Genomic DNA, 24,126 nt, shown 5'->3' on the forward strand with positions numbered 1-24,126 from the left:
AAAACCCGTGTCGGTAAACATATAGCCATTATGCACTTTACCATCATACGGACTGAAATAATAAGGTTTACCGGCTTCGTTGATTTCATAAAATTTCCTGGAGAACAAACTTGCCCTGAAAAAGCAAGAATAAAAAGTTTCCATATCTGCTTTAGATCCCCCTTCAACTTCGATCTTGCCTAGCGATTTATTCCAAACTGCAGCTGCATGGGCTTTCGTATCTTCCAAAGTCTGATCATTACCCAACTCTCTTTTTAAATTGAGTTCCGCCTGTTTTAAACTGATATAAGATGAAGCTGTTTTTACCTGAACCTTTGCTCCAGGTTCAAACTGTACAAAGGCACCTTTACCCCAACCTTCTGCTGTAGTGGAATCTTTTAAAATGGTATTCCGTTTGTTTTCCCAGGTTCCGTAAGCTTTAATTGGTTGATCAAATTGAACAACAAAATAACTTTTCCAACCTTTTTTAAAGCCTTCACCATTGTTTACCCAACCGGTTATCTTATTTTCCTTTGGATGAATCTGAACGCCGCTGAGTCTGGTGTATCCATCTAAAATTAAAAAGCTTCTTTTGCCTTTTGGATAATTGAACCTAAGGTGTGCACCACGCTCTGATGGTGAAATCTCGGTAGTAATATCATTTTCGAATTTAACTTTGTAATAGTTTGGTTTAGCGATCTCATCCTGGTGACTAAATTTAGCTTCCCGCTTATCTTCGTTTACTTCCAATTCATCAACCATAGGCATTAAAGAGAATACGGCATAATCTCTCGTCCACGAGCTGCATTGGTGTGCCTGCTGAAAGCCTCTTATTTTATCTTTGAAGTATTGATATTTCCAACCATCACCGTTTTTACCGGTTTGAGGTGTCCAGGTATGCATGCCGAATGGTAGCGCCGTTGTTGGGTAGGTGTTGCCCCGCGTAAGTTCATGTTTAGAATTGGTTCCCTGTAAAGTGTTCACATATTGAACCCAATTTTTCTGCTGTGCCAGTAAACCTTTGGCAGCAAGGCAGCATAAAACGGATGCGATTAATTTAAGTTTCATTTGTTTGTAGGTTTTCTCATAAATACTTGGCCGGCGAAATTGAAAAAAGCGCAATATCAAATTAATAGACAAGTAAGCGCCGATATTTTTGATTTTTGCAATTAAAAAATAACTAGGCTTAACTAAGGGAAAATTTTCTCATCACTAATATTTGGTTACGCATATAAATCGTTTTAACTAAACACTATTTACTAATATCCAAATTCCAAAGAAAGAAAACCATCAAATGATCGCTGGTTCAATGGGTTATAGTTGTTTGGTAGTCCATTGCAAAGTAAAACGTTTTACCAATTCAATATTAGTAAAAAATTAAACAGTTTGCACGCTATCATTTTGTAACATATAGATTACATTTACCAAACCTAGAAAACAATAGCTGTTACTACCCATTTAAATGAAAAAGCCGCATCATAATTTGACTTATGATGCGGCTTTTTTCAGCTAAATTATTTATTAATTGTAGCCAGGGTTCTGTGCTAAGTTCGCATTAAGCGTACGCTGAACCTGAGGAATGGGAAACAGATTTCTGAATGTTGCAGAAGGGGTGTGATCCCACCAGGTAGCTGTAGTAAATTTTCCAAAACGGATTAAATCATCGCGACGGAAACCCTCAAATACAAATTCTCTACCTCTTTCATTCAATAACTCATCAAGTGTTAAAGTTGCAGTTGTATATTCATTTGCAGGCCAGTTGGCTGATGTAAATGCACGTTTTTTGCATTCGTTAACCAACTGTACAGCCTGAGCATTTGCTACACCACCATTTTTACGCATTAAGGCTTCGGCTTTTGCAAAATACACCCAGGTTAAGCGGTATAAATTCCAGTCTGTACAATTATAGTTAAGATCAACGGCAACCGGTACACCGCCTACTGTACCAGCAACGTTGTTCCCTAATTTATATTTATTAAAACGAACGCCGCTGTTTTCTTCGCCTTCACTCATGTTAGACACTGTAGAGCCTACTTTGGCACGGCGAATTTCATCAACAAAATTAATTTGCTGTCCATCGTATTCATTACCACCAGAAGCAAGTGCTGGCTGCCCATTGTCAAATCTAACCTGAGGTCCCTGCAATAACCAGGTTGTTTTTCTCAAATCATCATTGTTATACTTTGTATAGTTACCTGGCACCATTACCACTCCATTATTTCCATTTCTGGAGCCTCCATAAATTCTGTCCTGTTGGAAATGGAAAAATTCACCTGTCCATGATGGCTGCGAATTCGCTATTCTGAATTCATAAGCAATAGCAAAAATCACTTCTTTAGATAGGTCATTTGTGCTTTTAAACTGATCGGTAATATTCGGATCAAGTTGCATATTTCCATTTTGTCCGCCAGCTTCATTGTTGATTAATTTATCAGCCGCAGCTATACAATCATCCCAACGGGCAGTTCCTGTCCAAACTTCAGCATTTAGGTAAAGTTCAACCAACATGGCGTAACCACCGGCTTTAGTCATTCGGCCAATCATGTTTCTTGATAAATTTGGCGCCTTATCAATATTTTCTTTGATTTCTTTTTCTATAAAGGCAAAGACTTCAGTACGCGGTCTCGTCTCTGGTTTTGTAGGAGTACCCACCTGAGTTACTATTGGGATGTTTCCAAAAAGATCCATCAATTTTAGATAATGATAGGCTCTTAATAGCTTTAACTCAGCAATATAACCATCTTTTTCTGTTTGGGTGATGCCCATTTGTGCCAGGCTACGCTTTTCTAAGTTTTCGATCGGATCGTTACAGTATCCAACACCTCCATAAATTAACGACCAAGCATTATTCAATGGTCCATCATCAACCAACCAGGTATGATAGTGTAAACGTTTCCATTTGCCACCATCTTCTCCATGCCGTCCCTTTGTTGGCCAGGCCAGTTGATCGCCAGAAAGTTCTGATGGTCTCCACCATCCATCCTGACCAGATGGCGTTGCCCAGGCATTCGCATGAGTATATGGTCTTAAAACCGCAGATAAAACTTCGTTTTTGTTATTGTAATAATTATCAGTGATTAGCTGACTATATATCTTCTCGTCTAAGTTAGTACATGCATTAAATAATACAGGCGTAACTAAGAGTACCAATAGCATAATTTTTTTATATGTCTTCATTTTTCTTATTATTAAAATCCAAAATTAACACCGAACACAAAGCTTCTGGTTGATGGATAAGGACTTCTGGTATCAATACCTAAACTACGCCCGTTAATTTCCTGACCTAAGCCAGTGTCCTGAATCAAATCAGGGTCGTTACCTGTATAACCCGTTAATAATGCCAGGTTCTGGCCAACGGCATATACACGTAAGCTTCTAAACGCCTTATCTTTAAATTTGAATGTATAACCTAAAGTTACCTCATCAACTTTCAGGAAACTTCCGCTTTCAAGATAATAATCAGAGTACATATACGTATCGTTGATTTCGGCATATTTGGTAAAAGCACTGTTTAATAAGTTACCCTGTGTTCCAAATTTGTTTCCATAAGATAATGCAACGGTATTTAATACATCAAAATCTAATTTACTTCTTAAGAAAACTCTTAAATCAAATTGCTTGTAAGTAAAAGTATTTCCTAAAGACAAGTAATATTTAGGAATTGCATTCCCAAGCTTCTGCAAATCAGTTTGATCACGGAAAGGCGAAGTATTAATTTGTGAATTTGGAACCGCCTGGCCGGCACGATTCGTAAACAACCATTTACCATCCGGTGTAAAGCTGTTAAAACGTTTACCCCAGAATTCACCAATGTTACGGCCTTCATAAGTACGGAATGCGTTACCTAAGTCACCAGCACCACCAATACTTCCAAATTGTTCCATATCTCTTCTGAACTCGTCATTCGAAAAAGTAACCAACTTGTTGTCAATCGTACTTCCTGCAAAATCAACATTCCATGAAAAGTCTTTGTTCTTTATTGCAGCATAACTCAACGTTAATTCAATACCTTTTGCAGAAATCGTACCTACGTTGGTATAAATTTGACTTGAAACATACGGAGGTTGCGGAGACGTATAAGTATATAGTAAATCTACAATATCACGTTTGAAAACGTCTACCGAGCCGCTCAACTTATTGTTGAACATGGCAAAATCCAAACCTAAGTTATATTCCTTTTTACGCTCCCATCTTAAATTTGGATTTGGATTACGTGAAGGGCCATAAGTTTGTAACCACTGGCCTCCAGGGAAAGGGTAAAGATTACCTGTACTTAGGGTTACCAAAGATGCATAGTTTGCAAAGCCTGAGTTACCCGTTTCGCCGTATCCTGCCCTGATTTTTAAGAAATTAAGCCATTTGGCATTTTCCATAAATTTTTCGCGGGTAATTTCCCATGATCCGGAAATTGCCGGGAAACTTGCCCATTTATTGTTTGCACCAAATTTTGACGATCCCTCTCTTCTTAATACAGCCTCGAAGTTAACCTTACCATCAAAAGTATAGTGCAAACGACCAAATAAAGCGATTAAGGTATTATCGTTTTTATTACTGCCAATACCGATTCTGTTTACGGCAACCGGCACACTGCCTAAGTTGTTTTCCTGAAAAATATCGTTTGTATAGCCCCGGTTATTTGCGCTGAACGATTCGTTTACTTCATAACGGTAAGAATAACCGATCATACCCGTTAAACGATGTTTATCTTTAATCGTTCTACTATATTCGATTGTTGGCTCAAAGTTGAAGTTTTCGTTTAATTCGGTCCCTTTGTAAGCATAACCACCACCCGGAGCATCACCATTCTCTACCGAGTTTTGACTTCCAAGTAAACGATATTGATTATCAATAAATTGATTTCGCTGATAAGCCACAAATGCTGATGCTTTCAGATCTTTCACAATGTCAATATCGATCTTACCATCAACAGAATAAGTTTGCTGATTTCTTTTACTGGTCTCTTGTGCTAAACGCGCAATCTCATTGGTAATATTTCTGGTAAATAAATAAGAACCATCAGGATTATAATAAGATTCTGTAGGATTTTTGGTTAGAACAGCTTCCCAGCCACCACCACCTAGTAAATTGGCTCTATTGAGGTTGGAAGCAACATTAAACATAGCAGTAACCTTATCTTTAAAGCCCTTTTGTGTTAAGCTCATTCTAAATTGATATTGTTCTCTGCTGTTTTCTCTAGCAAAACCATCTAACTTATTGTAAGTAAATGATCCACGGTAGTTTGATTTATCGCTCCCACCAGAAACCGATAAATTTTGATAATTGGTAAAATTATCTTTATTGATCAGATCGTCGAAATAATCAAAATCACCGCCATAATCTTTAGCAATGTATTGCCCGGCTGCAATTTTTTCTCTGAATTGAGTTGCATTCATAAAATCAGGGCGTTTGTACAATGTTTCGTGTTTTACATAACCATTGTAACTGAATTGAGCAGCACCTTTACGGCCTTTCTTTGTGGTAATCAAAATTACACCGGCGTTAGCCCTTGTACCATAAATTGCTGCCGCAGAACCATCCTTTAATACAGTAAAAGATTCAATATCGTCTTGTTGCAACAAATCCAAATTACCGCCGGGAATTCCATCAATTACGATAAGCGGGCTCGCTGTACCTGAAATGGATGTAACACCACGAAGTTGAATGGCTACGCCGGTATTTGGGTTTGAGCTACTCCTGGTAATTTGTAAACCAGCAACTTTACCCTGCAATAAATCGAGGGCATTTCTGGCACCACTTTGTCTGAATTGACTGGTATCTACTTTGGTGATAGCAGATGTTAACTCTCTTTGACTGCGGCTACCATAGCCTACCACCACAACATCATCCAGCTTGGTATCAGATGATACTGCTAACTTAATATTTAGTGAGGTTTGATTTGCGACTGTAATGTTTTGAGTGATATAACCTACATAACTGATCCTAAGCACATCGCCTTCATTTGCCTCTATATTAAATTTTCCGTTACCATCAGTTACAACACCCTTACCTGATGTTATATTCTTGATACCAACGCCTGGTACTGGCTGATTGTTTTCATCGAGGATAGTCCCGGAAACCACCTTTCTTGCCAAAACATGCTTTGCCAGCCTGCTCTCGCCCGATCGCCCTCCTTCGACTCCCAATTTTGTGTTCATTGAAAACGCAGGATTGTTCAGCAGTACAATTGCAGCCGACAGCCCCGTAATTTTAAGTAAATTAATTTTCATCAACGGTTTTGTTAAATTATAAATGATTTAGTTATTTTTTTTCCTGGTAATATTTTATCTGTGTTTAAAATGACCGGACCTGATCAATTGCCGAACATTTTAGGATGTTATATGATTTAAGAGTTTGGATTGGATGACGACATAAACGAATTAAAACAAGCAATTCTATTTGGTAGATTTTTTAAAGCCCGTTAAAATTTTGTAAGGAGCTGCTGTATTTTTCATGAAAAATCAGTTGGTTAGCCTAAAACGTTTTAGCGCATCAATAATAGCGATTATTAATCAAAATAAAACGATTTAGTATGTAAAAAAAATATTACAGATTAACCGGAAGAAGTTTGTTAACTAGTCTCTAAGAACCAAGCGGGTGGGGATAATCAGCTCTTCAGCAGGCAATTTCCCTTTTGAAGAAAGTTGGTTCAAAATCAATTTGATAATAGCTTCGGCTATTTCTTCCAAAGGCTGTTGGATAGCTGAAATGCGGGGGGTATGCAATTCGAATGCTTCGTGGTCATCATAGGCAATAATGGCAAAATCATCGCCAATTTTTTTATCGATCTGCTTAAGTGCTTTTAAACCACTAATGGCCAGATAATTGGTCACAAATAATACGGCATCTATTTTTCTATGTTCGAACAGTGCTTTAATCTGTTCAATGGTTTCATTTTCTTCCTGGTTAAAATGAATCTTTAACACCAGGCTGTCGTCATAAGTAATTCCATTATCTTCAAGCGCTTTTTTATAGCCATCGTGGCGTTCTGTAATCTGCGCTACATTGATATCGGTAGTTACCAGGGCAATATTTTTTTTGCCCTGATCAATAAATCCTTGTATGGATTGATAGGAAGCGTTAAAATGATCGGCGCCCACATAACTGGTCTTAACGTCTGGCAAATTTCTGTCGAAAAAGATTACCGGGTTGCCATCATCCAACAACATCTGCACATCCTCTTCTATCCCTTTTATCGGAGAGATAATATAGGCATCAACTTTTCGCGATTTGAACAGGTTGATCAGCTCCTTGGCTTTGTCTATGTTATTTTCTGTACTGGAATAAATAATTTTATAACCTCTTTTATAGGCCTTATCCTCAATTAACCGGGCAATCCTTGAAAAAAAAGAATTGGAAATATCCTCTATGATCAGGCCAATGATGTTAGAATTGCCCGTTCTTAAACTTCTGGCAATTTGGTTGGGCTTATAACCGCTTTCTTCGATAATTTTTTTTACTTTTTCTATCACTGCTTCGCTGATCGACTTCTCTTTTGCTTTACCATTAATAATGAACGAAACTGTGGTAATGGATACGTTTGCTTTTACGGCTATATCTTTTATAGAAAGCGATTTCATTTGGTTGGAATTTCTGTAAGTTAATCAATTCAAAGCTAAATAAAAAATGTAGCTTTTAAATTTTACCATTTATAAAGGCGCAATTTAACATTTTTTGCATTAATCGTTATAGAAACGTTTATTAAAAGATTGCAAAGCGTTATCGGCTGAAATAAGGGAAGGACATTCAAGCCCTCTTATATCAAATAGTTCTGGCTTTTGGTATTCTGCAACATTTCATTTCAGCATTCTTATTTTAAATAGCTGGCAATCAATCGCGCTGTTTTTGCTGAAGCACCTGGTTTTCCCATCAGTAAAAGCAGTTCATCGTAATGTTTTAACAGCTCATCGCGGCCTGCCCCATCCATAATCGGGTTAAGTTCCGCGTTTACTTGTTGTGTGTTGCAATCCTCCTGGATGAGTTCGGTAACGATTTTTTTATTCACGATCAGGTTAACCAATGAGATGAACTTAATTTTCACCAATAGCCGTGCAATGGCAATAGAAATGGCTCCACCTTTGTAAACCACTACCTGCGGCACTTTAAACAGGGCTGTCTCAAGCGTAGCCGTGCCCGAGGCTACAATTGCAGCATGGGCATGATGCAGTAAATTATAAGTATTATTGAAAAGCAATTTTACTTTTTTATCTCCAATAAACTGATGGTAATAGGCTTCAGTAAAATTTGGAGCAGCAGCAATGGCAAATGTATAACCGGGATAATGTGCTGTAATGCTTAGCATTACCGGCAACAATCGCTCTATTTCCTGTTTGCGGCTGCCTGGCAACAGGGCTATAACTTTTTCATCACCTAACTGGTGGCTTACACGGAAATCTTGATCTGGCGTAAACTGCGCAATTTCATCTAACAACGGGTTGCCCACGTAATCTACCTCCATGCCCCATTCTTTGTAAAATGCTACTTCAAAAGGCAGGATGCAGAACATATGATCCACAACCTTTTTAATCTTCAACACCCGTTTCTGGTTCCAGGCCCAAACCTTTGGCGAGATATAATAACATACTTTTATGCCGTTGGCCTTTGCGAATTCGGCTATTTTTAAGTTAAAACCCGGAAAATCAATCAAAATCAGTACATCAGGCTGCCATTTGATCAGATCTTGCTTACAGGCTTTAAGATTTTTAAAAATAGTGCGCAAATTTAAAATTACCTCGGTAAAACCCATAAAGGCCATATCGGCATAGTGTTTAACCAGCTCCCCACCTTCGCCTTGCATTTTATCGCCACCAAAATACCTGAATACCGCATCGCCATCCTCAGCTTTTAAGGCTTTCATTAAATTGGCGCCATGTAAATCGCCTGATGCTTCGCCGGCTACGAGGTAGTACTTCATAATTTGTGATGTATGATGGAAGATGGATAATGGAAATTGGCAACTAAATTATCCATATTACATAATCCACCTTACCTTTATTTAAAAGACTTTATAGGCAAAAAACACAAAAGCGCATAAAAATGTTGCGGCCAATATGCCCCTGCCAATATTTTCTTTATTGTATTTAAAAAATGTTTGCATGGTGTAAGCGTTTACCGCAATGCCACCAATATATAACAAATCGGCTTTGGCCAACGATGCCACATGGTGAATAATATACCAGGCAATGGAACAGCAAACGGCCGGTATCAGCAAACCAATGCCCAAACCCATCCATACCGAATTATTTAATCTCCTTAAGCGCTCCATTATTACAGCTAACCTAAATTAATACCATCCGGCGCGCTTACCTGGTTGCCTGCAGTTTTCGAATGGCTGCCCCCAATAAAATCCCAACTGTTTAAGGCCTGTATGGCATGGTGGGCCGTTAAGTCAAATTGCACCGGCACTATCGAAACATAACCGTGTTCCAATGCCCAAACATCGGTATCTTCTCCTTTGTCAAAATTTTCGAAAACACCGGTCAGCCAATAGTACGGGCGTTTGTAGGGGTCGGTGCGCTCATCAAACTCCTCCATCCACTTGGCATTGGCCTGGCGGCAAACTTTAACTCCCTTTAAGTTTTCGCCCTTCGGAAAATTCACATTTAAAAGTGTACCTGCGGGCAAACCATTTGCCAAAACCTGCTCACAAATATTTTTAATGTATTTTTTGGTGTGGCTAAAATCGGCATCGGCCGCAAAATCATCAAGCGAAAAACCGAGGGAAGGAATTTTTTCTATCGCACCTTCTACCGCGGCCGACATAGTACCCGAGTACAGCACATTGATGGAATTGTTTAAACCATGGTTAATTCCCGAAACACATAAATCGGGCTTTTTACCCTTAAAAATCTTATTTACGGCAATTTTAACGCAATCAACCGGGGTGCCACTGCACTTATACATCTCTGCCCCCTCATAAAGCTCCACCTTATCAAAACGGATCGGTTTGCCTATGGTAATGGCATGCCCCATCCCACTCTGCGGGCTATCGGGTGCCACTACCACCACATTGCCCAGTTCCTGCATCACCTCCATCAGGTTTTTTATTCCGGTAGCGGTAATCCCGTCGTCATTTACAACCAAAATGGTTGGTTTTGTGCCCTGTTTTGTCATGCCGGTAAAAATACAGATTATAATTTCAAGGCACAATAAACCGGCATTTATATGCAAAAATCATTTATTACTGCATTTTTAGTTTCTAAACCAAAATTATTTCTTTCCCTGCAATAAAGCATTTATATTTGAACAAATAACTTATTAAAAATGAATACAGTATTTAACCACGGCCTTAAAGCTTCAAATACATATTCATTGTCATAAACCAAAAACAAATCAATGAAATTTAAATTATTTACATTGGCTTGTTTTCTCATTACAGGTGCTGCAACCATGGCGCAAAACACCTATCAATGGAAAACGGGCACATCTGGTGGTTACACGTACAAATACGTAACCAACGACCCAACCAAAACACGTTTCTACACCTTAAAAAACGGTTTAACGGTCATTTTATCTCAAAACAACAAAGAGCCCAATATCACCTATAAAATGGCGGTAAGGGCGGGCAGTAATACCGATCCGCGTACCAATACCGGCTTGGCGCACTACCTGGAACACCTGTTGTTTAAAGGAACCGATAAGTTTGGCACACTAAATTATGCCAAAGAAAAACCTCTTCTAGATAAGATCGAAGCACTTTACGAAACCTATACCAAAACTACCGATCCGGCCAAACGTAAAGAGATTTATAAAGAAATTGATAAAACCTCGGGTGAGGCTTCCAATTATGCTATTGCCAATGAATACGATAAAATGATGAAATCAATCGGCAGTAACTCTACCAATGCCCATACTTCGGTAGAAGAAACCGTTTACGAAGAAGACCTTCCATCAAACGCCATCGATAAATTTCTGGCCGTACAGGCAGAGCGTTTCCGCGCCCCTGTTTTCCGCATCTTCCACACCGAGTTAGAAGCCGTGTACGAAGAGAAAAACATTGGTATGGATAACGATGGCCGTAAAATGTACGAGAAAATGCTGTATACCTTGTTCCCAACCCATAATTATGGGCAGCAGACTACCATTGGTACCATTGAGCATTTAAAAAACCCTTCATTGGTTGAAATCAGAAAATATTACAACAAATATTATGTGCCCAATAACATGGCCTTAATCATGAGCGGTGATATCAATTACGATCAGCTGATCAAAAAAATCGATAAAGATTTTGCCTACATGGTTCCCAAGCCGCTTGCTCTTTACAACCCGGCACCAGAAAAACCGTTAACACAGGTGCAAAAAGTTGATATCTACGGTCCAAGTGCTGAAAACCTGTATATTGCCTACAGGGGCTTTGCGCAAAATACCCGCCAGAGTTTATTGTTAGATCTCATCGGTAGCATCCTGTCAAACGGCAAAGCCGGTTTAATGGATATCAACATCAACCAAAAACAAAAAATGTTGCGTGCAGGTGCAGGTTATAACTCCATGAAAGATTATGGGATGTTCATTTTATCAGGCTCGCCAAAAGCAGGTCAAAGTTTAGAAGATGCACAAAAACTATTGTTAGAGCAGGTAGAACTGCTTAAAAAAGGCGAGTTTGATGAAAGCCTGATCAAAGCTACCGTGGCCAACATTAAATTTGCTGAACTGCAGGGTTTTGATAATAACGATGTACGTGCCAACGCTACCATGAATGCCTTTATTTTAAACCGTGGTACGGAATGGGATAAAATGCTATCCTCAACCGATGATATGGGCAAAGTAACCAAAAAAGAGATTGTAGATTTTGCCAATAAGTTTTTCATCAATAACTATGCGGTTATCTTAAAACACAAAGGTGAAGATAAAAGCATCATTAAAGTAGAAAAACCAACCATTACAGCCGTAAAAACCAACACTAACGAAGTTTCGCCATTTACCAAAACCATTATTGATGCACCGGTAAAACCTATTGCCCCTAAGTTTTTGGATTATACCAAAGATCTTAATTTTGGCAAAGCCGGCATTGCCGACGTAATTGCCATCCAAAATACCGAAAATGGCATTTTCCGCATGAGTTACCGTTTTGATATGGGTTCTTACAATTATAAATTATTGCCTTATGCTGCGCAATACCTATCATTTTTAAGTACCGATAAATATTCGGCTGAAGAGATCAGTAAAGCATTTTATAACATTGCCTGCAACTATAACGTTAACGTAGGTACTGATGTAACCACGGTTTCCATTACCGGTTTACAAGAAAATTTCGATAAAGCGGTGACTTTGGTTGAAGATGTGCTGGCCCATTGCAAACCAAACGAAAAAGCTTTAGAAGATTTAAAAGGCCGTTTGTTAAAATCAAGAGAGAATGCCAAATTAAATAAATCATCCATTTTAAGCGGTTTAATGAGTTATGCACAGTTTGGCGCCAATAATCCTTTCAATTACGGCTTAACCAACGATGAAATCAAAAACATGAAATCAGCTGATCTGTTTTACATTTTGCACAACCTTACCAATTACAAACACACCATTACCTATTACGGCCCTAAAACGTTAGCCGCATTTTCTGCCGATATTGTAAAGGCACATCCACTGGCAAAAGAATTTACCGATGCCGCCCCGATCAAAAAATTCGTGTACACCAAAACCGATTCGAACAAAGTTTACTTTGCCGATTACGATATGGTACAGGCCGAGATCCGCTGGATACGCAACAGTGGTTTGTATGATCCTGCCAATGCTGCTAAAATTGCTCTGTTCAACAATTATTTTGGTGGTGGCATGGGTTCAATCGTATTCCAAACCATCCGCGAATCTAAAGCCCTGGCTTATTCTACCTTTGCCGTGTATTCATCGCCAAACAGTAAAGATAAAGAGAATGCCATTGTGGCCTACGTAGGTACCCAGGCCGATAAAATGAACGAGGCCGTAGCCGGCATGAACGATTTATTGACTACGTTACCCGAGTCTGATAAATCATTTGCACTTTCTAAAGCCAATTCATTAAATGGTATCGAAACCAGCCGCATTACTAAAGATGATATCATTGCTACTTACCTGGCTGATAAAAAACTAGGTTTCGATCACGATTCACGCATCGATGAATACGCCAACCTAAAACCGCTTACGTTTGATGATATCAAATCATTCCACCAGAGTTACCTTTCAGGTAAACCTTACAACTACTGCGTTGTGGCTTCGGAAAAGAAAATAAACATGGCCGATTTAGCTAAATTTGGCCCGGTAAACAAATTAACGCTGGAGCAGATTTTTGGATACTAGAAAGGTTGAAGGGAGTAAGGTAGAGGGTTGAAGGTGAAACCCAAAGCCTGAAAGCTAAATGCTTAAGCGATTCCCGGAAACGGGGATCGCTTTTTTGTTGGATTTTAAGTTACCGCAACACTTGTTGAATCCATACGTTATGCAATCCTCGATTGCGCTTTTCTAATTGCTTTCAACCGTAAGTTAACCAGGTAATCTGAAGCAAATGCAAACGTTAAAATGAGCGTTGCCGATTGTACCAGACCGGTTAAAACAGGAGACAAAAGCAAGGGACCTGCTTTGTTGCAACATCACCAGAAATACCCTAATTGTTTACCCTAAAAAAACCTATTGTTTACCTTTTAGGTAATCAATAGGTAAACAATAGGTAACCAAAGGGTAACGAATAGGTAAACAAAGGGTAAGCCAGGGGTAAACTTGGTACCACCAAAGGGTAAACAACAGGTAAAGCGGGGGATAAACAAATCCGGCATTTTTATTCATAAAATCTGGTTATCCATCAGGGTTGCTGATCCCGCAAGTTGAAAGCTTTACCGGGTACATTAAGGATATCTATTGCAGCAATGACACCGATAGATGAATGCCGCGCCCGCCCAATGCGCGCTTTAAGTGATCTGTATCAAAAGTAAAATCTACCAGTTAAAGGCAGTATTTTATTCCGTGTTTCCGTCATTCCCGCGCAGGCCTATCGTGTAGACACATTTCTATTGGCTGCATTTATTTTTTATAGCACATTTTCCTAAGGCGATCGTCATGCTGAATTTATTTTACAAGTAGAAATATGGTTTTCAATTGCCTTGTAGCTACTTCGTGGTCAGCATCTTTCCCGCCATTAACTGATCCTCATTCCTTAAGAAGCAATAGTTTTGGGAATAAATGTCGATTTTTTTCCGCTCTTTGCCGCGGGGCATGATAGTTTTTCGCTGTCGTAGTTTTTTTAGCAGTGCTCAAGAATGCTACGCATTTTGGAGCGCCAAAGTACCCAAAGCGCTTTATCAATCCAGCAATGTGTTGTTTTCGGTTTCTTTGGGCTGATTGAGCCCTTCGGGGTTTGTGTTCAATTTATATTAAATTTTGAATTCAATGCTAATGAACACAAAACCACTGCGTTTCAGGTTTGGTAATGCTATTTGGGCCAGTGTGCACCTGTTTTTTTAATTCTCCCGCCACTTGGGATTGACCGCGTCCTTCGGTAAAGACTGTGGTTTATTAGGGTCAGCTAGCGCGCTGCCAAAAAAATTCTTAAAAAAATGTGTCCACACGACAGGCTGCGCCGGGAGCGCACCTACTGCCTTACGCTGAACGATAATAGGGTTTGCCATTTGATAACGATCTCCAAGCGGATAATACTCCTTTGAAAGCGAGACATTGTGTAGTTCACTATTCATAACTGGTATTCGCAAATTTTAAAATTAGAGCAATTAGTTAAACACAATTGGTTTATGCTACCCGCAGATCCTCCATGCTGAAATCTCATTACAAAAAGGGAAAATTTACTACTATTTATTACTTTTCTACTTCACTATCATCTCGTTCAAACATAGGAGGTAATTCCTCATAATAGTTAGGTTTTAGCTTATCAAAATCATCGCCAGTTAGCGCAACACTATATTCGAATAAATCGAAATTAAAAGTGAAGGGTATCTCATTGTCAAAAAATTCTTTGTGTTTATTGTACAGGTCTAGTTCAATAAAGTAACTCATTGCGTCATCAAATAAAAATCTTTCATTCTTGATTTGATCGAAAAAAAGTTCCTCAAACTTCTCATAAGGAATATGAGAGATATTAATAAAGCCAAAAACAAAATCTGATCCATTTAAAACGACCTCTAAATGAACCTGGTAATAATATTTTTTCACCATCTTATATTTCTGACTTGCGCCCTCATTAAATGTAAATTTAGGTTGTTAGTTTATTTTATTCAAATTAAACATCAATGTACCCTACTTACCTTAATTCCAACTTATATCACTGTAGAAGCATTGGCACAAAGGCCAGGCTAAATTATATTTTTAAAGTAAAATTCATCTAACGTATTACCAATCTGGTCTCAGCCAAAGCCTAAGAACTAGTTATAGTAATCATTTTTTTATTAAATTGTTCTTTATCTTTGAACTTCAATTAAGTATTAACATTCTTTAAAACATCGTAACATAAAAGTCTTGTTCATAACAAGAAAAAATGTCAGAACTCAAGACATGATTATCACATGAGATCGTTGTCACTTACGAAAGTGAACCAAGGTTTCACCATTAGTTGATATAGATAAAACCATGGAAATGTAATGAAATTGTTGCTACTATCTTATTAGGGAAGGTGGAAAGACAAAATTTAACAAACTGTTTCCCTAAAACTTGAACGAATTAAATAGCTAGCCTTGTTAAAGACAAATTCCTCAATCTGCAAACTCAATGAAACAGAATGTCAACCCAGTAAAACCATGATAGCATAAATCAATATACAATGAACAAAGAACAGTTATTTTGGGATTGGTTTAAAGCAAATGAAGCCAAGTTTTTTTTTCTTAATCAGATTAGTGATACTAATGAGGAGGAGAGGATTTTAGAAGAATTTCTTCATCATCTACACAAATATTGCGACCAATTGTTTTTTGAAATTGGTGGTCATCCAAATGACAAGCAAGACCTCATTATTACCGCAGAAGGTAACAGCGCTCTTTTCGACAAAGTTGAAACACTTGTAAATCAAGCACCTTTGTTAGAATACTGGAATTTAATTGCGCTTAAACCAGCTATTGGAAATGGTACCATTGAATACAATGAAATTATACTCGATCCACATACAATATACTTTATCCCGCTACGCAGTAATGTTTCAAAAAAAATCGGCATAAGACTTTATATAGAGGATTACGACCCAGCTAACCTAAAGGATTTTTTAACCGCGTCTTACTTACTCTTAGACAATATTTTGGGAGAAAGGTCAAACGCATTACATATTGGCCATTTAGAGATTGAAAGTCTCAATACTCATACGAAAAGAGAAGAATTGATAGAACTCGTCAAACTTCCTAAGTATATTAAATGGAAGAAGGCTCAGGTAGATACCTAACAACGTGACAGATTTTTTATTTCTTCCATATGAGAAAAATGTTTTTTATCAGAGAATCCAGCATATCCGAGACCGATTCATGGTGCTACATCGCCATCAACGACATCAGTACCTATAAACCTAAATGAACTCAGCGAGTTCATTTTTTGTATAAACTGTACAGAGGGTATCACTCCGCAATTATTATATGCCAATCTTGAAAAACTAGTACATTTTGTAGCTGGGCTAATCAAACCTGGACTGGTACAGAAATAACAAAAACCCAGCACTTTTAAAACTGCCGGGCGATGTTTCGTAAGTTACATTTTTTTCATAGCGTATCGCTAAAACTGATGGGGCTCTTTACCTCTGTATATTTTCAGCATTAAGCAGACTATCTGCTGTAATTTTAGAAATAGACTTGGCGTAATGCCCAATCTGATAAGTATAACTTACAACTGGAATTTTAGTTTTCTTTGGATAAGTGTACTCCATTTCTAACAATCTTTCCTCCCCATTTTGCTTAGAAAGTCTAAATATATCTAATTCACCTTCAATATCACATCCAGAAAAAGTGATCTCCTTGCGCTTGTGTCCAATAATTTTTTCATTTCCTGACCAACCAATGTATTCCTCGTTTCTTTCTTTAATACTCCAGTTAGATGGGATAAGAGGAATACCCAATTCTTTTCTCTTATTATTATAGGATAACCCATACTTATTTTGGCATTGTTTAATAAAGAATGAATAAGCAACAAAACCGATATAAACCAATATAGAAATAGATACTATTCCAATGTATATATAAAGAATATAGTTTTTTTTCATAAACTATCTTTTAGGTAACATATTGGAAATAACTCTGCCATTAGATGAAACAAAAATGACCTTTGATCCATTTAAAACACCACTTGCATTAATAGCTTTGCTTGCTAAACCAGGCCCGACGCTAGTTGGCATCCCGCCGAAACCTAGGGCTCTTACAAGACTAGGCGCCCATCCTCCTATGTTCGTAGCTAATGTTGATAAGCTTGCCAATCCTCCAAATGGTGCTGCTGCACCTCCAACGCTTAGGGAAAGAGCTGAAGTACCTTCTTTATTTACATATGAGTTAAATTGCATTCCGTGATCATTTCTAAAATTTTCTAATGATTTACTGATGGTATTTAATGCTGATAGATCCGATTTGGAATCTTGTCTACTGACAGTAGTTGCTCCTTGATTTACCGTAGACACTTTATCCCCATCAACAGTGGTTACACTAGTCTTTGTAGTCACATTTCCATATTTAGTTGCTTCAGTATCACTATTTGATATTATATTTGTTGAAGACATAATAGTCTTTGTTGTAACGCTTCCTGTTTCCGTTTTAACAATTTTTGTAGTAGTCGTAGTCTGAGTTACATGAAGCTTATTCTTTTTGTCTTCTTCACTAGTTACTACGGTATTCACCTTCATTTGCGGATCTTCCCCTTCCATACCATCAGGATCAATGAATCGTACCGGGTTATTAAAGACATAAACATAAGGACTTGTCTTTCTATCTTTCTCCGCAAGCGGGTCTACAACATTCCATCTCCCTATCACCGGATCGTAAAATCTTGCCCCGTAATCGTATTGTCCAAGTTCTTCCTGCAACTCCTTGCCATTGTAAAGATACTTGTTAAGCCCTGCTTTTGCAACAGGTTCTTTTCTTAAACCGAAAGCATAATAATCATCGCGTTGCAGGACTTCAAGCTGGTTGGTAGTTGGATTCTGGTAAAAAGTGACTCTTACATTTCCTAAATGGTCGCTTAAGTTATATTCATAACTATAATTGTTTCCGCTTCTGCGAGCCAAGCCCTCTTCGGTTTGGATGAAATCGATACTGTTATTGGTATACTGGATACCTTCAATATAATTGGTAACGTTGCCAGCTGCCTGTTTTTGCAATTTTTCTCCAGCAGCATTGTAGGTATAGATTAAATTCTGGTTCCCACTTACCGTTTGTGGCAGATTAAGGAAGTTGTAGCCCAGTGTAATGTTCTTCTGGCTATCGCTGGTCAGGTTACCATTAGCATCGTAACCATAATTACTATTGGTAAAACCACCGATGCTGGTCAGCCTGTTTCCATTGTAGCCATTGTAGTTGTTTATACCAAAATTATCACGCCTTAAGCTGGTAATATTGCCCATTACATCATAACTGATGGCTTCGCCCAGGTTATTGCCTGCAGCAGCATTGGTTAAGCGGTTCAGCCTGTCGTAAGTGTAACTAAAGGTATTGGCCGTACCGTTGGAATAATTCTGGCCAGAGATGTTACCGTTAAATTGTGGTAGGCTACCATCGTTATATTTCAGCTCCATGCTGAACTGATCAGAAGTAATATTCTTCATCCAACCACGCTCGTTATAAGCAAAGGTAGTGGCCTGGCTATCGTTGTGCAAGTTCTTTTTGCTCAATTGGCCGATCTCGTTGTATTCGAGGTGGCTTAGTGCAATTTCTCCCTGGTTGTTAATGTTTTCAAAAGTAGCGATCTTACGACCTAAGTGATCGTATTCGTAACGGTTGGCAATGGTGGTCACCGTACTGCCAACCGTGTGGGTACGCGTGCTGGCATTCAAGCTCCCATCAAAGTTCCAGATATTGTCTACCACATCCGTACCGTTCAGGTGGTTGCTGCTCTTGCTTTGTATAATGCGTCCTTCCAGGTCGTAATAGTTTACGGTAAGTAGCATGGAACCTGTACCCAGAATTTTCACCTTGGTACCCGTAAGTAGGCTTTTGGCCCTTTCCTTAGGCGCCTGGCCTGTTCCGGGCTGGCCAAAGGTATTACCCGGAAAATCATAATTATCATAATAGTTCAGCACATAATAATCCCCTATACTGCCCTGAGGAATGGCATCGTTGCTGTAGCCAATCTCCATATTTGACCCATCACGTTTTTCGTAAGCAGCAGTTCCGTTTGCAATATCCTGAAAAGCGACCCTAAAATTGGTACCCGACTGTCCGTTATGAAGATTATCCGTGTAACGTCCACTAATTACCACCCTGCCAAAGGCATCATATTTGGTAAAGTTCCATTCCTGCGGGCTTTTGTTCCGCTGGTTGGCGTCCTGGCTCATCACCACCTGATCCAATTTGTTATAAACCATGAATTCCCAGCCCTTGCCTGGAATTTTCTTTTCCACTACCCTATTCCGTGCATCATGGTGATAACCATAGATAAAATCCAGGAATACTGTTTGACTCTCATTAAAGTGATATATTTCTGTCGATCGGTCGCTATTCTCATTTACCGCAGGTGGCAGCACATAACGTAAGTTACCGAAGTCATCATAAATATAATAGGTACTCAACTGCTGCAGGCTTTGGTCAGCCCTTTTATTGAACATTCTTTTGAGTACCACATGCCCCTCAAAATCTTTAAACTCCTCTGTGGTTCCAACCTGTCCGTCTACAGCCCTCCAGTTCTCGTCTTGCAATATGGTCTTGTATAATTTTCCCGGATCATAACTTTTGGTTGATTCTGCACCGTCAGGTGTTAAAACCCATTGCTTTACCTCATTTGCAATATTTACTGAATGGTCAGTCTTTAAGGTATGATCATCTCCTGTAGCAAGTGGCTGCCAGTCTGCACCCGGAAAACCCTGTTTCTGAATGCGGCTCAACGGACTGGCCTCTAAAACAGTAATGCTGAATGGATAATTATTTTTATTTACGTGTGGATCCCATAACGGATCGCTGTAATAGAGCCCTTGTTGCACAATAGCATTTTCACGAAAACTACCATTGGCATTATCCTTCTCCGCATAAGGTTGGTACTTTTTTACTTCTCTACCAAAAACATCATATTCGAAAGGCTGCACAATATCTTTAAAGCCCGGACTCCCCTGAACCTGCACGGCTTGTAAAGCACGCCCAAGCCCATCAAAGTACTGGATGGTTTGGTTTACCTCGCAGGTGCTGCGCTGATCGTTAAGGTTCTGCTCAGTTACATTTGGTTTTTTAAAGATCCGGGTACTGATATAGTTCTGGTTGTTGCTCGGTAGCGAAACAAAGGGATTGCATTGCTGATAGCTTTTTCCGGTGAACACCCTAAGGTTGCTCCCGGCAGGGGCATAAAAGCCGTCAGTAAGCGTTACACTGACCGGATCGCTGATCTGGCTTTCGTTCTGGTAAACCGATACCGTCTTTTGTGCCCGGACACTGCCATAGAGCAACAACATTGCGCCAATGGTGATTAGATATTTTAAACTTTTCATGAGGCGTTAGTTTTTATAATTATAATCGTTGACTTTTAAAATGTGACCGTTCTGGTCTTTAACTGTTTTTAAGCGGCCGAAGTTATCATAAATGAAAGTAGTTTTTTCACCTTTTATGTCAATCTGGCTGGTTACGCCGAATAACGTGTTATAGGTAAAACTTTCTATTTGCGCCTCAGGAAGATTATTTCTTAAACTGTTTGTGAGCGCTTCTACGCTGGCATCACTTGGAGCCTTATCGTTTCTGAAGTTTTCGATAGCAATTAGTCCCCCAAGTATGTTCTTAACCGCAGCATAATTGGCATTTGTGATTTTGGCAACCAGATAGTCTCCTCCATATCCCCAAACATAACAGATTGGCACACCACTCACCTGTTGAACGGCCACCACCGCCCCGTGTGCATCGTACTCTGTAAACTGGATACGGGCTTCCTCGGTGTCATTTAATTTTTGGGTATACACCGTAGAGGGGGCAAAAAGATCTGTCGCCCAGGCATTGTAGTCCTTGCGCTGGTACATCAATTGCGTATTGCCAATATATTGCTTCTCCCCTATAACATTTTTAATCATATTTTTTGCATACATGCTCGAAAATACGCCTGCGTTAGGGCCGGTAACTGCCCTGTCTTTAGGGTATTCAGTTATCGTTTTACGCTCTTCATTTTTGCTGTTGGTCATTTTGCGCTCTTTCAGGTAATATTCTTGCTGATCGTAAACATGATCAATAGTAGTGACCAGATCGGGTAATCCTATCCGAGGTTCGGTGATTACACTCTTGATCAGCTCCGAACGACCGGCTACAGGCGTAAAACTGGACATTAGAAAGTAATGCGGGTCCGCATTCGGAACAATATGTGGGGAAGCTAACGGACCTTCCCAAAGCATTTTGACCGGCGCAATGCTAATGGATCTGAAATTTTCGACCCGAACAGGGTTGCTTGCATAACTATCTGCATGTGAAGCATAGGTATTAACCGTTTTCTTTAATAATGCGTTTGCGTTGTTGTAGATTTCTTCTTTTTCCAAAAGCCCCAAACTCCAGGGGGTATACTGGGTAGGTATAGCGGGAAAAACATCTTGAGTAACCGGAGGGGAATCTTTAAAATTGGTAAAATAGCGTACCGTCTTTCCTAAACTCACCCCATTAGCAGTCGTTTTCTCGATTACACGCTTATAGGTAACCGGACTGCTATTGGCATAGGCAATATCATTAACAGTTGAGGTTGTGCGAATTGCATAGTTGTAATTAAAATTTCCACTGTATGAAGGTTCTTCAGGCAAGTCCGGACAACATTTATAATCATAATGTACCAGATAAGTATAAACCGGCCGAAAACCTAAAGATCCTGAAGAGGTTACCCCGTCTTCATTGATGTATTCATATTCCCTTGTTTGCGCAGGAACCTGGCCATTCGCAGTATAGTCGGAAATTTTCTTCGTCCTCAGGCCGCCAACGTATGGCTGAACATGACTTAGGGTGACCGTAGAATTGCTTCCCTGATTCGTTTCCCGCCATTTCACCTGCATATAGTCATAATAACCCGTTAAATTTATAGTATAGGCCCTAATGTAATATGTTTGGTTCTTTACAAGGTGATTGAGGGTAAACTGTTTGGTAATTTGGTAAGGATCTGGTGAAGGATCGGTAAAATTAATCTGTTGAGTTGCCAACAATACATTAGAGCTGCTGTAGAACTCCAGTTTTATCGCGCAACCCGAACTGCAGTTTCCACTTAAGGGATTGATGGTTACTTCAAAAGGTGTATTGGTATTGCTTTCTCCCTGAAAGGTAAAAGGAATATTGGCAGCAGGATAATTATCGCTGTTCAGCCCTTCATTCATGCTTCTATCGGTGTACGGCGGGTTGGTAACTGTTACGGTTTCATTCTGTTCCAACCAATTATCCTTTGCCATATTGGCTTCCATATCATACTGGGTATAGCCACCGGTTGGATAGGTCATTTTGAATAATGATCCGGCCTTTACCATCTCCGGATCTGTGTCGCGGTTGCCTCCGCCAAATTCACGCCATGGGTCATATTGCCCGCCTGGTGCCCGAACGTATTCGTGTGGAAAAAAACCTCCTGTATTGGCGTTTGCATAACCCCAGTGATCTTGCCTCGCGCTAAATTTGGGCGGAAGAACAGGATTGGAAAGGTATTCGAATGTATAAGGCTTATCCATAACCTCATCCGTTCCCCCGAAAGGAGTAACACTCAGGAGCGTTGCACGCCCAGACAACGAGTAATCGTGAGCAAGCAAAAAGCCGAAGCTTGCGCTTCCTTTGCTCATTTTAATTTTCTGCAGTAAAAAATCTGAAGCTAAATCCTGCCTTTGCGAGGTACTATACAGGAAATCGACATTGTTACCATCAGGAAACACGATTTTTTTTAATCTTTTACCATAAATATCCTGTACAGACCCTCCGTTCATATCGGCTGGCAAGCAAAGCCCATCCCCATACAGCGGCATAGCGTGAGTCGCACTTACGCCAGAATCCTGTCTGAACCAATAACTCTCGTATGTAAACTCCACCCAATCATTATTTGTTGGATTATAGATCCGGGTCAGATACCAGGCGGAGGTGTAAGAATTGCTCCATCCCTGAACGCCTACCCTGGTAGTGACCTCATAATCCTCAAACACATATCTATAACCATATTCATCAGTTATGATAAATTTGGAAAACATCGGCTTGCCGTTAATATTGTTGATAAAACGCTCTATTTTTAGTTTGGTCTGTTCCAAAAAAAGAATATCTCCATTTTTCCCCAACACAAACTTACCGCTCCGTCCGTTGAAACTATAACTAAATATATCGTTCTGTGTATCAACATTATTTGAATTCATATGGTAGAACAATCTATCGTGATTTAAGACTCCAGGTGTATTTCCATCATAGGTGGTGGCCGGCATGGCCTTGTAAAGAAAGCCATCATCGGGAAGTTCATCATATAACCCACGCATGGTACGGGAGATTACCCCACCTGCATTCAGTGCCCAGCCCAGTCCGACATTGGAGGCGGTTTCGTCTACCTTGATTCCACCATTGTGGTAATCCAGAGAGATAGCAAAGGATTTTCCGAAGTTTTTTCCATTCCAGTTGTAAATGGGCACGCTGATGCTGGGAATACCAGTGGACTGGCCAACAGGAATATTTCCAAATTTATTAATGGCGCTCACATTTGGTGAGGGGGGTACCACATTTTCAATGCTCGGTGTTAAGGTAGTAGTCTGTGCTCGCATAGACGGTGCAACAAACAGAAAAAACAGCAGCGAAACCAGGCTACGTTGTTTCTTTAATAGTGTAGATAACATAAGGTAATTGCGTTTTATTTAAGATATAATAATATTTCGGGATGTTCGATTTCGCCTTCGTACCTGATTACAGATCCATAAGAAAATAAAGAAGATATCAGTTTAAGCTTTTATTCTTGCAATTTTCTGCGCGGTAAACCTTTTTTTTAGACATTCTTGACTAAGCGTTCACCTTTTAAGATTTATAAAATCGTTTAAATAACTTATGCTTAATGCAAGTCTCTAAAATGATTTAAGTATCATCTCGCACTATCATTCAGATTCCT

General features: G+C 39.4%; 14 protein-coding genes. 2 read left to right on the forward strand and 12 right to left on the reverse strand.

All coding sequences use genetic code 11. The features are described 5' to 3' along the window. The 7 genes from PGN18_RS00005 to surE all read right to left on the reverse strand — a co-directional run. Nucleotides 1-1,047 (reverse strand): glycoside hydrolase domain-containing protein (locus PGN18_RS00005; RefSeq protein WP_335317294.1); only part of this gene is annotated, 1,047 nt, incomplete at its 3' end. 453 nt (nt 1,048-1,500) lie between these two features. After that, nucleotides 1,501-3,156 (reverse strand): RagB/SusD family nutrient uptake outer membrane protein, encoded by a 1,656-nt coding sequence (locus tag PGN18_RS00010; RefSeq protein ID WP_335317296.1) that lies wholly within the window; start codon nt 3,154-3,156, stop codon nt 1,501-1,503. 11 nt (nt 3,157-3,167) lie between these two features. After that, complete coding sequence (locus PGN18_RS00015; protein ID WP_335317297.1) at nt 3,168-6,206, reverse strand: SusC/RagA family TonB-linked outer membrane protein; 3,039 nt, start codon at nt 6,204-6,206, stop codon at nt 3,168-3,170. A gap of 345 nt (nt 6,207-6,551) precedes the next feature. After that, the gene (locus tag PGN18_RS00020) at nt 6,552-7,556 is read right to left on the reverse strand and encodes a LacI family DNA-binding transcriptional regulator (protein WP_335317298.1); all 1,005 of its coding nucleotides are present in this window, start codon (nt 7,554-7,556) and stop codon (nt 6,552-6,554) included. A 230-nt stretch (nt 7,557-7,786) separates the two neighbouring features. Then, nucleotides 7,787-8,890, reverse strand: a complete 1,104-nt coding sequence (gene lpxB / locus PGN18_RS00025; RefSeq protein WP_335317299.1) for a lipid-A-disaccharide synthase — start codon at nt 8,888-8,890, stop codon at nt 7,787-7,789. An 81-nt stretch (nt 8,891-8,971) separates the two neighbouring features. After that, nucleotides 8,972-9,241 (reverse strand): stationary phase survival protein SurE, encoded by a 270-nt coding sequence (locus PGN18_RS00030; protein WP_335317300.1) that lies wholly within the window; start codon nt 9,239-9,241, stop codon nt 8,972-8,974. An 8-nt stretch (nt 9,242-9,249) separates the two neighbouring features. Then, nucleotides 9,250-10,089 (reverse strand): 5'/3'-nucleotidase SurE, encoded by an 840-nt coding sequence (surE, locus tag PGN18_RS00035; RefSeq protein WP_335317301.1) that lies wholly within the window; start codon nt 10,087-10,089, stop codon nt 9,250-9,252. Nucleotides 10,090-10,311: 222 nt separating this feature from the next. Here surE and PGN18_RS00040 point away from each other — a divergent pair, with 222 nt between their 5' ends. Continuing rightward, nucleotides 10,312-13,245, forward strand: a complete 2,934-nt coding sequence (locus tag PGN18_RS00040; protein ID WP_335317302.1) for a M16 family metallopeptidase — start codon at nt 10,312-10,314, stop codon at nt 13,243-13,245. A gap of 1,154 nt (nt 13,246-14,399) precedes the next feature. On the opposite strand, the gene PGN18_RS00045 is transcribed toward PGN18_RS00040, so the two are convergent. Beyond that, nucleotides 14,400-14,633, reverse strand: coding sequence for a hypothetical protein (locus tag PGN18_RS00045; RefSeq protein ID WP_335317303.1), 234 nt, complete (start codon nt 14,631-14,633; stop codon nt 14,400-14,402). Nucleotides 14,634-14,751: 118 nt separating this feature from the next. After that, nucleotides 14,752-15,108 (reverse strand): hypothetical protein, encoded by a 357-nt coding sequence (locus PGN18_RS00050; RefSeq protein ID WP_335317304.1) that lies wholly within the window; start codon nt 15,106-15,108, stop codon nt 14,752-14,754. 601 nt (nt 15,109-15,709) lie between these two features. Here PGN18_RS00050 and PGN18_RS00055 point away from each other — a divergent pair. Further along, nucleotides 15,710-16,318: a hypothetical protein gene (locus PGN18_RS00055; protein WP_335317305.1), complete on the forward strand. Its 609-nt coding sequence runs from the start codon at nt 15,710-15,712 to the stop codon at nt 16,316-16,318. Between the two features lie 342 nt (nt 16,319-16,660). On the opposite strand, the gene PGN18_RS00060 is transcribed toward PGN18_RS00055, so the two are convergent. The 3 genes from PGN18_RS00060 to PGN18_RS00070 are packed head-to-tail and all read right to left on the reverse strand — an operon-like array spanning nt 16,661 to nt 23,860. Further along, entirely contained in the window at nt 16,661-17,125 is a 465-nt protein-coding gene (locus PGN18_RS00060; RefSeq protein ID WP_335317306.1) for a hypothetical protein, read from the reverse strand. 3 nt (nt 17,126-17,128) lie between these two features. Next, nucleotides 17,129-20,542 (reverse strand): DUF6443 domain-containing protein, encoded by a 3,414-nt coding sequence (locus PGN18_RS00065; RefSeq protein ID WP_335317307.1) that lies wholly within the window; start codon nt 20,540-20,542, stop codon nt 17,129-17,131. 6 nt (nt 20,543-20,548) lie between these two features. Next, entirely contained in the window at nt 20,549-23,860 is a 3,312-nt protein-coding gene (locus PGN18_RS00070) for a hypothetical protein (protein WP_335317308.1), read from the reverse strand. Nucleotides 23,861-24,126 lie beyond the last annotated feature (266 nt).

Source organism: Pedobacter terrae (genome assembly GCF_036946585.1).
In the GTDB taxonomy this organism is placed as follows: domain Bacteria; phylum Bacteroidota; class Bacteroidia; order Sphingobacteriales; family Sphingobacteriaceae; genus Pedobacter; species Pedobacter terrae_C.